The 12,667-nt window shown below is 55.8% G+C and carries 17 protein-coding genes; 12 read left to right on the top strand and 5 right to left on the bottom strand.

The genetic code is table 11. From position 1 onward, the window contains the following. Positions 1-247 precede the first annotated feature (247 nt). From J2046_RS33205 to J2046_RS33215, 3 genes are all read left to right on the top strand, one after another. Positions 248-460, top strand: coding sequence for a helix-turn-helix transcriptional regulator (locus J2046_RS33205; protein ID WP_210059042.1), 213 nt, complete (start codon positions 248-250; stop codon positions 458-460). Between the two features lie 91 nt (positions 461-551). Further along, positions 552-878: a hypothetical protein gene (locus J2046_RS33210; protein WP_210059043.1), complete on the top strand. Its 327-nt coding sequence runs from the start codon at positions 552-554 to the stop codon at positions 876-878. Further along, positions 875-2,125, top strand: a complete 1,251-nt coding sequence (locus tag J2046_RS33215) for a hypothetical protein (RefSeq protein ID WP_210059044.1) — start codon at positions 875-877, stop codon at positions 2,123-2,125. Before J2046_RS33210 ends, J2046_RS33215 begins: the two co-directional genes overlap by 4 nt. Before the next feature lie 204 nt (positions 2,126-2,329). Here the strand turns inward: J2046_RS33215 and J2046_RS33220 are convergent, their stop codons facing one another. The 4 genes from J2046_RS33220 to J2046_RS33235 are packed head-to-tail and all read right to left on the bottom strand — an operon-like array spanning position 2,330 to position 3,756. Further along, a complete protein-coding gene (locus J2046_RS33220; RefSeq protein WP_210059045.1) occupies positions 2,330-2,830 on the bottom strand; it encodes a hypothetical protein in 501 nt (166 codons plus the stop codon). Then, a complete protein-coding gene (locus J2046_RS33225; protein WP_233470449.1) occupies positions 2,823-3,272 on the bottom strand; it encodes a hypothetical protein in 450 nt (149 codons plus the stop codon). Before J2046_RS33225 ends, J2046_RS33220 begins: the two co-directional genes overlap by 8 nt. After that, positions 3,269-3,430, bottom strand: a complete 162-nt coding sequence (locus J2046_RS33230) for a hypothetical protein (protein WP_210059046.1) — start codon at positions 3,428-3,430, stop codon at positions 3,269-3,271. The genes J2046_RS33225 and J2046_RS33230 overlap by 4 nt, the downstream gene beginning before the upstream one ends. Before the next feature lie 44 nt (positions 3,431-3,474). Then, on the bottom strand, positions 3,475-3,756 hold the full coding sequence (locus tag J2046_RS33235; RefSeq protein ID WP_210059047.1) for a DUF3892 domain-containing protein: 282 nt from the start codon (positions 3,754-3,756) through the stop codon (positions 3,475-3,477). A 1,361-nt stretch (positions 3,757-5,117) separates the two neighbouring features. Here J2046_RS33235 and J2046_RS33240 point away from each other — a divergent pair. The 6 genes from J2046_RS33240 (at position 5,118) to J2046_RS33265 (ending at position 8,342) form a co-directional block, all read left to right on the top strand. Beyond that, positions 5,118-5,948 (top strand): hypothetical protein, encoded by an 831-nt coding sequence (locus J2046_RS33240; RefSeq protein ID WP_210059048.1) that lies wholly within the window; start codon positions 5,118-5,120, stop codon positions 5,946-5,948. A gap of 330 nt (positions 5,949-6,278) precedes the next feature. Further along, positions 6,279-6,806: a hypothetical protein gene (locus J2046_RS33245; protein WP_210059049.1), complete on the top strand. Its 528-nt coding sequence runs from the start codon at positions 6,279-6,281 to the stop codon at positions 6,804-6,806. Next, positions 6,803-7,375: a hypothetical protein gene (locus J2046_RS33250; RefSeq protein WP_210059051.1), complete on the top strand. Its 573-nt coding sequence runs from the start codon at positions 6,803-6,805 to the stop codon at positions 7,373-7,375. Before J2046_RS33245 ends, J2046_RS33250 begins: the two co-directional genes overlap by 4 nt. Then, the gene (locus tag J2046_RS33255) at positions 7,365-7,547 is read left to right on the top strand and encodes a hypothetical protein (RefSeq protein ID WP_210059053.1); all 183 of its coding nucleotides are present in this window, start codon (positions 7,365-7,367) and stop codon (positions 7,545-7,547) included. The genes J2046_RS33250 and J2046_RS33255 overlap by 11 nt, the downstream gene beginning before the upstream one ends. Further along, positions 7,540-8,046 (top strand): HK97 family phage prohead protease, encoded by a 507-nt coding sequence (locus tag J2046_RS33260; RefSeq protein WP_210059055.1) that lies wholly within the window; start codon positions 7,540-7,542, stop codon positions 8,044-8,046. Before J2046_RS33255 ends, J2046_RS33260 begins: the two co-directional genes overlap by 8 nt. Before the next feature lie 101 nt (positions 8,047-8,147). Continuing rightward, positions 8,148-8,342: an HNH endonuclease gene (locus tag J2046_RS33265; RefSeq protein ID WP_233470450.1), complete on the top strand. Its 195-nt coding sequence runs from the start codon at positions 8,148-8,150 to the stop codon at positions 8,340-8,342. A gap of 95 nt (positions 8,343-8,437) precedes the next feature. Here J2046_RS33265 and J2046_RS33270 read toward each other — a convergent pair whose 3' ends face one another. Beyond that, positions 8,438-9,157, bottom strand: coding sequence for a hypothetical protein (locus tag J2046_RS33270; protein ID WP_210059059.1), 720 nt, complete (start codon positions 9,155-9,157; stop codon positions 8,438-8,440). 285 nt (positions 9,158-9,442) lie between these two features. Here J2046_RS33270 and J2046_RS33275 point away from each other — a divergent pair, with 285 nt between their 5' ends. From J2046_RS33275 to J2046_RS33285, 3 genes are all read left to right on the top strand, one after another. Next, entirely contained in the window at positions 9,443-10,942 is a 1,500-nt protein-coding gene (locus J2046_RS33275; RefSeq protein WP_210059061.1) for a tape measure protein, read from the top strand. Further along, positions 10,939-11,643, top strand: a complete 705-nt coding sequence (locus tag J2046_RS33280) for a hypothetical protein (RefSeq protein ID WP_210059063.1) — start codon at positions 10,939-10,941, stop codon at positions 11,641-11,643. Before J2046_RS33275 ends, J2046_RS33280 begins: the two co-directional genes overlap by 4 nt. Before the next feature lie 141 nt (positions 11,644-11,784). Then, the gene (locus tag J2046_RS33285; protein WP_210059065.1) at positions 11,785-12,447 is read left to right on the top strand and encodes a hypothetical protein; all 663 of its coding nucleotides are present in this window, start codon (positions 11,785-11,787) and stop codon (positions 12,445-12,447) included. The last annotated feature ends 220 nt before the right edge of the window (positions 12,448-12,667 follow it).

Raw genomic sequence — 12,667 nt, forward strand, 5'->3', positions numbered from 1 at the left:
GCGAGAAGCTGATCCAAAAGTTCCTTCTCAATGGCCATGTGATGATTCTCCTTTCCATCATCATGGCCTCAGACACAAAATTCCTGACAGTCCCGAGCGGCCTCTTTCGAGGTGCGCGTAGCCGCGGCTAATTCCGTAGGGGCGTCTGAGACGTCGAGCAACTTCAACCCGGCAAGGCGTCCGGTTCCACTTCTCAATCATCACAATAGACGACGCCTGGATTCTTCCCGGCGCGAAGAGGAGTACCATGTCCCACAATCCAGCGAATGATAATACACCAGCACTAATCAGTCTCAATGACGCATGCCGCCTTACGTCAATGTCGCGCACCATGCTCAACCGCTATCGCGCCGAAGGTAGATTCCCCGTCGCAGTGGAACTCGGCGAGAGGCGCGTTGCGTTCGTGCGTGCCGAGGTCGCCGCATGGATCAACGCGAAGATCGAGGCACGAGCCGCATAGCCACCCAACCACCACCAACAGAGCTACAGCCCCTGCCGGCTGACGTCGGCGGGCCGCATACCTACACCCAATCTCTCCAGAAAGGATTGAGATGAACGATTTAGACATGACGGAAGATACATTCCAGAAGTTCCGCGATTACATGATGGCTGGCCATCAGATCCGCGGACGACACGGCTTTCGGATTCCTGCTCTGGTTTTAGACCAGTGGCATCAAAACGGTTTTGCGGTGCTGAGGACAAACACGCTGGCCAGGCACTTCGGCGTGCAGCGCAAAACCATGTGGCAGACAATCAAGGGCGCTGTTGATGCTGGCTTCATCAAGGAAATAGGCCGCACCGAAGAAGGCAAGGCAATGTACGTCCCGTGTCTTGAACGTGGCGAAGAATGGCGCGCAGCCCGCGAGGGACAGTCGTGAGCGAAAAAACAGACGGCCTGCTGGCGCAACATCACCTGTTAATTGAAATCATCCATACCGAGTGGGCAACCCGCCTAGACCACAAGGTGGCTGCGGTGATAATCGAGCGATACTTTGGCAAGTTCGGAAATTCTCGTGCAAGCCTTCGCTACCTTGCCGACCGCACAAAAGCCACCCGCCCAAACATCATTTCTTCTGTCCGCCGTCTCGTCTGGCACGGCGCTTTCAGTATCATCCGAGAGGGCGCTGGAACACGCCCAACCGAGTACGCTTTAAACTTCAACTTTTCTAGCGGTATTGTGGATGATACCTCTACTAGTGGTATCGCTGACGATACCTCATGCGGTATTGTGGACGATACCTCTACAGGCTCTAGCGGTATTGCCTACGATACCCAAACATCTCTTACAGTAACCGGCCTACAGGCCGGATTACAAGAAAGAGATATTGATTGCGCCCCGGCTTCGCCGCCGGATGCTGTCGGCCTGGAGGCCGCCGCCCCGGATGGCGCGCAAGGTGGATTTGAGGAATTGTGGAAAGCATATGGATATCGACAGAAGAAGGCCGATGCCAAATCAGCATACCTGAAGGTAGCGCCAGACACAGAACTTCATTCACGCATGGTCGCATCCGCTAGAGCATGGCAAGAGCGATGGGCGGCGCAGGGCAAGGCGGATGCGCCACGATTCACCCTGGCCAAGTGGATCGAGCGGGAAGAGTACGAATGCGACCCTCCCACCGCGTTTAAGCCGAAGGAACGGAAAGCAGCGGCAAAGAAGGCCAAGCCGGAAACTGAATCAGAGCATGCTAAGCCAGACTTCACTATTTATCCGGACAAGGCGGCCGCTGGCACGATCGTGCGCGCCAAGACAGAAAAATCCGAGGACGATGGGGCTACTATCCTCACAGTCTGGTTTCAGACGCAGGATGGGGACGAGGTCGAGCATTTCATCATTTGCGAAAGTCCAGACCAAGACGAACACGAACAGGGAATGAAGGACTTGCGGAACCTTATGCGCGCGGTAGGACTGGATCAACTCCACGACAGTAGCGAACTCGTCGACAAGCAGGTCGAATTGATGCTGACGCACCATGGCAAGTTCGTTTCCGTCAGCAAACCATGGGTTTCTTCGTCCAAAGGCCCAAGGAACTTCCCCCGGTTCACAGACGTCGTGAACCGCGCGCCTCAACTGGGATGGGCCAAGATGATTGGCACAGCGGAAGATGAAGAGCAGGAGGCAGCATGAACCACGCCGCCCTCCACGACATCGCCGACCGTTTGGAGCGGCTGGCGCCGAGCCATAGAGATCCGTTCGCTGTGAGGCATTGTGAGGCATTCATGAGCACCAGTAAGCCAGATACAGACCGGCCATTCCGCGGCCGGCGCCTTAGCTGGGAGCAATTCTACGCAGAGCGGCCGGATTTGAGGCCGGCGAATGATAATCATGATGCTATTCTGATGCCGGATAATAGAAAAGAGGTTCACTACCCGCGTCTCGATGTGCCTGGCTTTCCCAGATCCTCCAGGAGATAATTGGCGCCGCCTCTCTACCTAAATTTACCTCGATGTTATCTTTCAGATGATAGTGGAGAGGCTCGTAGCGGTATGAGCCACGCGGAGATCCAAAGGCCATCACCAAGCCTTTCTTATCGATGTAAAGTCTTGCATTCTCGGCGCGATAGCGGAGACCACATGCCGTTTCAGGCCCGTGATCTTCCTGAATAACCCATTCAAGACCGTAGGATAAGTATTGGTTATCCAGACCGGCTGTGTACCATGTCATCGGATGATCTAAGCCAGCAGCCTGTAGGACGCCAAAGAGTCCGCCTCCTTTATCGAGATGCTTGAGGAAAAGCACGACGCCAGCCGCCCCACCGAAGCTCATGCGGATCAACTCACCCGGCTTAAGATCCTGGTTTTCTTTAACCGTAAGATGGCTCGCCCTATGCATTTCGCTTAACCTTCTCCCTGAAATCTCTGATGTTTCTGAATGTATCCGGAGCATGGATTGCTTGCTCGAGTTCTTCGCGAAGATCCGGGTCTTCGTTGATCATCTCGAGCAAGTCGCAGACCACGCATTTAGCCAACTCGCCGGTGCGTCCGGACATCTGGCCGTCAAGGTAGATCGCGCATGCCATTTCGATTTCATTCAGAAGTTCTTTGAATTCGTCAGACCATTTTGGAACGTTGCCGTCGAGCTTCGTTTGCTCAATACGCTCAATACGCCCGAGCAGACTAACGCGCATTGCGCCGATTGCGCCTGCAGAAACGGCAAGCCTTTCGTTTCGCATCTGCCATGCGGCGGCCGCAAGCCCGACGATCGCAATCGGGAGACCTATTATGGTTACGAAGTTGGATATGTAGGAGATGCTCTCCTGGGAGAGCAGACTCATCCCGAACCACCTGGCTTAGGCTTGCCGATTTTGTCCTTGTTGTGTGCGGTGGAGAATGACTTTTGGGTGGAATGCGCTGATTTTTTGCTATCGTTTAAAATTCGGCGATCATCCCTTTTCGGCGGGACAATCACTTTCGCCTCTTTTTTCTCACTCATGAATCGCTCCGGAATAAAAGGCCGGCATTCGCGCCGGCCGGCTTCTACATGCACTCAGGGAGCGACAAGAGATTGTCGTTCCATTTTCCGTCGGCATAGGTCCTAACATATTTGCCATTCTGGCCGTTGACGACGCCAATATCACCACGATTACCATTTACCTTGGTATAGAAGGTGTTGGTCCCGGCCTCGATCGAAGCAATCACTTCTGCGCGTGTCCACCTCCAGCCCCCATTTGCGGAGTTGGGGTTGCCGAGGTGGGTGATACCCTCATGCGTGCTATTGCGATCCCGCTTATTGATGCAGGTCACCAGTACATCTGCCATCTTGTCAGAAACTCCGATTGATAGAGGAGCATGCGGCGCTTGGGAGCACGCCGCATGCCTAGTCAATCACTTACTCGTCTTGGTGGGATCCACGAGACGGTAGGTAGAGCCCGGCTTTGGGGTAGGAGGAAGAGGCTCGCCGCGAACGACAGTCCTTTCCGGTCCAGCACCACCACGGGGCCCGATGATCTGGTATTGACCAGAACGCGGAGCCTCGTGACCGGGGCGAAGTGGTGGCTTGTTCGCCATCTGACTTCTCCCTAGTTGGGTTACTGGCTTGCCAAACCCACTCTTGGGCGCTATCTACGGAGTTGCTTACACTACCGCTTCGGCAACGCGGCTTGCTTCACGGCAAGCCAGCCAGCCGCGGCAAACACACAAAAGCACGTCGAATCGACCTGAATCGACTCGACGTGCTTTTTATTGCACAGCCTCGCGCATTTACGCAATATTAATTTAGGTGGGAATTCTCTGTGTCCCCACAATTGACTGATTTGCAAATTCAGTCAACCCCAAAAAGACATAAAGATGTCTTTATAGCTACCCCCCTTTGATGTCTGGGCCTGTCCGGCCGCAGACCGGTGCGGAAGTCAAATGATAGTGGTAACTCAGTTTTTGCCTCCCGCGCGCGCAAGCGCGCGCGTGGAATCATTACGTTTTTTTGGGTAGCAGTATGTTATCCTTGCGAGATACACGGAGGGATGTTTCCCGGCGAAACCGGTCGGGGTTGTCCCGCAGAAACTCTTCAACGATTAAGCGGATCAATTCCGCTTTGCTCTTATGGGTATGCGATGACAGGCGCTCCAGAACGGCGTATTCTTCGTCGCCGAACGAGACAGAAAGTCTGTTTTGAACTGACATCAGTGTCCTCTCCACATATCCATTATTTCGGCTGCAGCAAAAGCCAAGCCAAGGACTATCGCCATCTGAGTGGCGTTGCTACCTCCTAATGGCAGCCACGGCTCAGGGATCGGAAGCAGCTCAATCACGGCCAAAAGGCTAAGAGTTATGCTTGCGATACGGATAATCATGTTGCTCACCGGAATATCTCCCTTTCGAGCAACGATAATCGAGATCTATTAACAGAGTCTTTATAGTGCACCACATTGAGCACGCATGAAGACACCGCCGGGGCATAAAATGTTCAGGGAATTCACTTTCGCTGAACCCGCGTCCCACTCACGTACAACTAAAATCCTGATTTTTGATTTTTTTTAATCAAATCTGTGAAGACACTACATCTTGACAAAATTGTAAAAATCGTATATGAAAATCAACATATAGTAGCGTGACCTAGCTCAACAATAGGCCTTGACGGCCGAAACGTATCCGCACAGCGCGGTTATTTGGATGGGGAATTCATGACATCTGTTTCCAATGAAACAGCAACCGTACATCTTGCGGTGAATGGCGACAGGGATATGCCGACCAATCTGCGCACCGAGCTCGCGCGCCAGGCGGCCGAGCGAATGGCAACGAAGTTCATTGCTGCCAACGACAATACGCCGCCAAAAGGGCGGACGCCTGTTTACCGCGGCGGCCGGCCTGCAATGAACTGGGCGGCAAAGCAGGACAGGTACGGAGCGGCCTGCTTATGGCTCATAGCTCGCCAGCGGCTTCCTGATTCCGTAGTGGTGGCAGCCAATGACAACGAGCCGGCCCGAGGCGGACTCGACGTCAGGAAAAACGGCACGGCGCGTGGCAAGTCGAAGGTGAAGTCAAATCTGGGCGCGTATCTTGCGTTGCCGGCCGTTTTGCCTCGCCTTGGCGATGGCGAGCCGCAGCCAGTCCAGCCATGCGGTTACACGCGCCTCGATATTTTGCCGCAGAATGAAGTCGACGAGATATCCTATGATTTCGTTTCCTACGGTGCATGCGCTGACGCTGTCGCCGTCGGCGCCACATTTTTAGGTGCTGAAGGTGGATTAGGAACACCACGGCCTGGAAAGTCGAAAGGCTCGCCGCTTAAGGCTGAGGAGCCAGACTTCGGCGAGCCACCACCGGAAATCGACTACATTATTGAGCTCATGATGGCGTGCGAGAATGTGTCAAGCATTGGCAAGGCTTTCGGCGCAACAGGGCGATATCAAGACAAAAAGGGAGCCGCGCTATTGCGTAGAGCAATGGCCTGGGCAAAGGAGAGAGTTGCCGAGAGCAATTTCCGTGCCAACGTTACAAATTGTGTGACGTAGTTTCGCTAACAGCAACAGCAACACAGTTTCAGCCGTCCATTGTGGCGGCTTTTTTATTCGCTGCTGCCAACACAGCGAAGCCGTCGCCGATGCCCTGAGTCGGTTAAGCCGTCCGAGTTTTTAGCCAGACTCGGACGGTAGACGGCACACCTTTGTCGCTCCCGGATGTACGGACGGCAATCAAATCCCGATGGCCGCTGCCGGCCGTTGGTCGATCGAGCCGTCAGCGCCGACAACGCGCTGGCGGCCACCGTTTCGGCACGTCGACGGCAGCGGCCGTCTTTTTTTGTGCCCCTAAACATGAAACCAGACCAAGACACAGGAGGCCGCATGGCCGTTACATTGAATCAGGCCGCTGCAGCCCTTGACCGGCACGTCGGCCTTCCGCAGCCGCGCACAATGATCGTTGCGCGCCGCCTTCGCGAGGCCGGAGCATTTCCATCCGGCGCCACGGGCGTCTCGCCGATTCTTGAGCTTGAGAATTTTCTCGACTTGCTAATTGCGGTAGCATCCGCGTGCCCCGCCCACAAGGCTAGGCAGACGGTTGAGGCGTTCAAGGCGATGACGCCAGGCGGCGCAGACCTTTCTGAGGCACCTGCAAGCGTCCGCGCAACCGCCGGTCGTCAGCTGGCAGCCATCGCCGAGCTCGCCATCGAGGGCGACGCCGACATGCGCAAGCTCAATCTTGAGTTTATCAAGACCTGGCCGGAATTCGCGGTTCATTTCGACGGTGGCGAAACACAGCGTTTCCAGCCGATCGGCAGCGTTGCTGGACACTGGCAGGCGGCAGGCCATCGCACATCAACCGCAATCAATGGCGCGGCGTTGGCTGACGCCCTGAAGGAGCTATTCGCATGAAGAAACAAACCACAACGGCAGAATTCATTGTTCCGTCGCTGACCGACGTTGACGCGACGTTCAAGGATTTGATGAGCCGACGTGGGCTCCTGCTGGACAAGCAGCGGTCTCTGAACGCGGAACGGAGTACCATTGAACGGGAAATCGGAGCGCAGACCGGCCCCGGCTACACTGCCAGCGTCGCGGCCCTCCTCGGCGAAGGCGACGGCACGGACCCGCTCATCTCAAAGCGCAACCGTATTACCGAGATCCGGAAAGAACTGTCTGACGTCGACACGGCGATTTCGATCGTCGACCGCCGCATTTCCGAGCAGAAGCCGCGCGCAAACACCGCGGCAGTTGAGGCATGCCGAGAAGAATACGGACGCCGCGTGCGGGCCGTTGTGGATTCTCTCCTGGAGGTTAAGGCGGCGCGGGCTGCGTATGACGACCTGCGCTATCAGTTCGAAAGCCATGATATCCAGTGGACGAGCCTCATCCCCATGTACCTCAATTTCCTCGGCGATGCACGAGACGGAAATATTGACCGCGTGGTCAACGAAATGAAGGGGGCTGGCTATGTCAATTGAAAAAGCCACGAAGAAAAATGGCAAATCAACACGCAGCGTTACCTTGCCTGGTGGCAAGGAAAAATTCATCGATACTGATCCCGTGGCAATCGCTCGTGTTCTCCGATCGAAGTCAAAACTAGGACTGCGGGAAGAAAAGCTTGCCGCTGCGGAGCGAAAGCTAAATGGGTAACACAGTCAGCGGCTACGCAGTTCGCTTCGGAGACGAAACGACTATTGCCGGCGAATTCCGGGAAAAGGTCAAGTATGGCGCGTTCACGCGGACACTGCAGCAGAATCCTGACGTGCTAGCGCTACTTGCTCACGACTACGGTCGTGTTCTCGGCAGGACGACGTCCGGCACGCTCACGCTAAAGGAAGACAGGATAGGCCTCTGGTTCTCGCTGGAGGCAGATCCAACTACACCATCTGGGGCGGAGTGCATTGGCACAGTCAGAAGGGGCGACATCCATGGATGTAGCTTTGGGTTCAACGTCCGGAAGGAAAGATGGGAAGACGGCGGCGATCGGCTGCCGCTTCGGATTATCGAGGACGTAGATTTGTGGGAAATCACCTTGACGGCATCGCCGGCCTACAAGACGACTGATGCCGCAATCGCCGCGCGGTCGACTCCTGATCGCGTCCGCCTGAAAGCAGAGGCCGCGATGAAAGCGCGGGGCATAGCGCTGTGAGTAATCGCAGTCCAGAAGCAGAAGGGTATCACAAGCTTTACCGAACGAAGTTGTGGCGGCAGCTGCGGCTAGCACAGCTCGCCCGTGAGCCGCTCTGCCACATGTGCGAAGAGGCCGGCTTTGTAACGCCAGCAAACACCGTCGACCATGTTACCGCGCACCGCGGGAACGAGGCATTGTTCTTCGATCCAGAAAATCTCGCCAGCCTTTGCGCGACGTGCCACAGCCGTCACAAGCAGCGCGAAGAGCATGGCCGAAAGGTCGTCCGCTTCGGCGCGGACGGCTGGCCTCTCTAGGTGGGAGGGGGGGTCCAGAGTTGTGGAAGCCCCCTCCCACGGGACCGGTGCTGCTCATTTGCGCGCATTTTTCCAATTGAAAATATGAGGGTGTTTCATTGCTGCCCTCGTTTATGCGCAGACGATCGAACTATCTGCCGCCGCACTCTGGTGGAAATTTCATCGTCCCAAACTCCCATGACATGGAGGCCTGTCCCAATTGCGTTTTCGCTCAAGCCATCAGGGATCTTAGCATTGGGATCTCTACCGAAATCGAAGAGTTCGCTGGCACGCGCATATATCTCGACTGAATCAGCCAGGTAGCTTTCAAGATTGTGTTGCACTACGGTTCCAGATGACCGATCCCGAGTAAGCCCTCGCAATCGCGAGCTCTGCACCTGCATTTCTCCGAGCAGCGAGCCTAGAAAAACGCGTTCGGAGACGTCTGAAAGCTCTACTAATTCTCGAAGAGCCGTTGCTGCCTCGAACGGAATCTCTGGGAATTCGGGTAATGAAACGTTCCTTGGAAGCGTCCAATCAATGCATTGGCGAACTAAGCCGTAGAGTGATCGTCCGTTAGTCTCTGCGTAGTCACAGATAACGCTCAGATAGATCGGAAGCGTTGCCCGGGCTGCGGCGCGCTTCGCATCCCGCCGATTTTTCTCAACCAGAACACCATGCTCTATTTGACGTTGGACGGCAGAGTCCGACGCCTTGATTTGATCCTTTACGGCGCGAATGCTCAGAGCGGCCGCAGTAACCGCCGCCAGGCCAGTCACCAGAGTTGTATCTATCCAACCTAGAGATCCAACGGCGGAAATTGCGTCACCAATCACGTCGCCCGACGCTCGAAGCCGAAATGCGAATATAACCTCCCGCCCGACGGCGAAGGCAACCAGGCCAACTAGAAAGCCGCACGTTGCGGCGAGTGCTATTTTCCACATTAGTGCATTGAAGCTTGCCTCCCCGGCTTGGTCCACACGCGCCAGGCGCAACTAACAGGAAAATCAGATGGACAATTTCACCACCGCCGTGAGGCGGTGCGCCGTTGTGTGCACACTGCTGAAGCAAGGCATTCTTCATAATGCCGCGGGTGCCACGCCTGTGAGGGACACGCGATAATGGCGGCCCAGGATCTAGAGAAATTGGTCGTCAGTTTGTCGGCCGATATCCGTAAATTTGAAAACGCGATGAAACGCGCGCAAGGCGTGACAAATAAGCGCCTTGGCGCGATGCAAAAGAAAGCCACCACCAGCAGCAAAGCAATTGCCGCATCGTTCGCCAGGACCGGCCTGCAAATAGCTGGAGCTTTTGCGTCAGCGCAGTTGCTGCGCGAGATTGGCGCACTGTCTGATGCCGCTACGAAGATTGACAACGCCCTAAAGGTTGCCGGCCTTTCAGGCGCAGAGCTCGAAAAAGTCTATAAGCGTCTTAACCAGGCCGCCATCGCAAACGGCGCACCAATCGAAACGCTTGCAGGTCTATACGGCAAGGCATCGCTTGCGCAGAAGGAGCTTGGCGTCACCACAGAGGAGTTGCTTGGCTTCACAAACAACGTCGCGCTAGCTCTTCGCGTCGCCGGCACAGATGCACAGTCAGCGAGCGGCGCGCTTCTGCAGCTTGGCCAGGCGCTCGGAAGCGGCAAGGTACAGGCCGAAGAATTCAGCTCTATTCTTGAGGGTGCCCCGACCATCGCGCAGGCGGTAGCCGCCGGTCTAGAAGAAGCTGGCGGTTCCGTCGCCAAGCTGAAAAGCCTTGTGGTCGACGGGCAGATTTCGTCTGAGGCGTTTTTTAGAGCGTTCGAAGCTGGGGCGCCCATTCTTCAGCAGAAGGTTGCTGGCTCGGTATTCACGATTGAGCAGGCAACTGTAAATCTAAAGACTGCGCTTATCGATTCTGTTCGTGAATTCAATAATGCTACCGGAGCAAGCCAGCGCTTTGCCGGAGGCATAAACAATGCAGCGAAGGCAATCAACGATTTCGACGTTGCCGGCCTGATTAGCAAGATCCAGTCTGCCGACAAGGCATTCAAGGAATATCTGTCGACCATCGAACTTTTCGACAAGTTGAACAAACTGACTGGCACAACAGATGCCGAAGGAAACGTCATCAATGTCGACAAGGAAAAGGCAGAGGACGACGTACAGGCTCTCGAACGCGAGGTTGAACTACTTCAGGAGCGCATAAAGCTCAACACTGAACTTGGCTTTGACAACGTCGAAGCCATGGCGCGGCTTGATGAAGTTCTCGGAAAGCTTGCTCAGGTCAGGGCTGCTGCTGCGGCTCTTCCTGCTTTTGTCGAAGGCTATCAGGTCGGGCCTAATGGTATCGAGGCTGTAACTGGCAGCACAAACGGCCAAATGGGCGGCTCCAAGTCTCGTGGCGGCGCTCGCAGGCCGGTTGCGGCAAAGCCTGTCTCAATCAACGACTTTGCACCACCCCCGTCAAAGTCATCTGGCGGAGGAGGACGTGGCCGCGGTGGCGGTGGCGGCCGTGGCGCCAATGAGTATCAGCGAGAAATCGAACAAATCAAAGAGCGGACCTTGGCCCTACAGGCTGAGACTGCCGCGCAGGGCGCCTTGAACGGCAGGCTTATTATTTTTGAAAGGGTAGCGGAATGACCGCTTTTATCTTCCGACCATTCCGCGACCGCGTCGAGATCCTAAGCGACGGGGCGGCATACACGCCGGACGGAATCCTTGTCGGCATCAGCGACAAGGTGCGCCGATCGGAATTCATTCCGCTTGCCATCGTTGGCAGCGGGCCCGTTCCGGCAATCGATGCATTGGCCGACGTGATCTTGAAGGCGGCAGAAGTTACTGGCTCGGTCGACGAGACAATTGAGCTTCTTTCCGGATCGCTCGCGGCATGCGCCGAAGCGGCGAAGCATGACAGCCCGGTACGCATCGCGATGGGCGGCATTTCGGAGACACGCGGCCCGCTCTGCTGGAACTTTCAAACCTTTGAGGACGACTCCGGCGCGGCTTTCGAGTTGCGGGAATCGCCGACGGGATTTCTTCAGGGAGAAATGCCAGGCATCGACGAGTTGCCGGAGCTCGGGTTGACCTTCGACGACATGCTTGGCCCGCTCGAAAAGGCGGGGCCGGCTATCTTCGAATACATGCGGCACCGCAAACGTCCGTCCCCCGTATACCCAACGTCTGACCCTTTCTACAACGTCGGCGGATTCCTAGACCTCGTTACGGTAACGGCGGACGGTTACGAGCAAAAGCGCCTGGTGACCTGGCCCGATGAAGTCGGCTGGCCGATCCGGAGCACCATCGGCGTCAAAACAAAACCGCCTGAGGGCGGAATCAACTAACTAAGGAGGCAAGATGCCTGGCTTGGATCTAATCGCAATTGTGGTTTCGTCGTTGGCAACAACCGTCGCAGGCGCCAACATTCTTTATCTCGGCACTTACGCGTTGCCGTGCGGTGATTCCGCACAATGGAAGGTGAGCCGATGAGTGTTTTGAATATCCTCGTCGACGCCGACTCGGCGACGCTGATAACTGATGGCGCCGGCTTCAGAGCCGGCCGGCTTGTCTCGCTCTCGCGAAAGCAAGTCGCTCTGCCACACCTGTCTGCCGTCGTGGGGATTCGTGGGAACGCAGGCTTTGCAGGACAGATCAAGCATTGGGCTGATACGTGTGCGACACTCGATGAACTCATAAATGGCGTCGGCGGCAGACTTCGAAAATACAAGCCGTGGGTGAGATATCTTCCTGCCATTTTTAAGGTCGACATAGCGATTGTAGCTCACAATGGACGCGCACCTATTGCCAAGGTGATGTCTTCATTTGACCGGCCTGGCATGCCTGCGTTCGAATGGATGAACGTCACTTCTTGGGCTGCGCCAGCCGTTGCCAACATCGATGGGCGCTTTGATCTAGTCGCGCGCGACCCGCATAGAGGCGCGGTCAACTTGGTCGATGCTCAACGTGCGTTGAATGATACGCCGGTCGGAGGGTACGTTCAATTCACCGAGATTGACCAGGAAGGCATCACGACCAGGTGCCTGAAAGTCTATCGGGACAAGATCGGCAAAGCCATAGACAGCAAGGATATGCGGGAGGCGGCTTACTTCAGAGCGCGAGCGGTGACAAGTGATGGAGGGTGGCGTTAACAAGGAGAAAAGATTGGAAATTGACTTTGAACAGCCGGAAAAGGCTCGCTGCTTTGTTGACTGCCCAGCGACTGGAGTGTCCCGAGAAGTTGAGGCCATTCTGTACAAAGACGGTGGGCTTCTCAGGGGACTGTCGGATTTTTTGTGCCTGAGGCCCGTTTCCGTCAGTTGCTGACGAACCTTTCGCCGAATGCGACGGCGAATTGCGTCTTGGCCTCGA

Origin of the sequence: Neorhizobium petrolearium (assembly GCF_017873175.1) — a bacterium.
GTDB classification, from domain to species: Bacteria; Pseudomonadota; Alphaproteobacteria; order Rhizobiales; family Rhizobiaceae; genus Neorhizobium; species Neorhizobium petrolearium.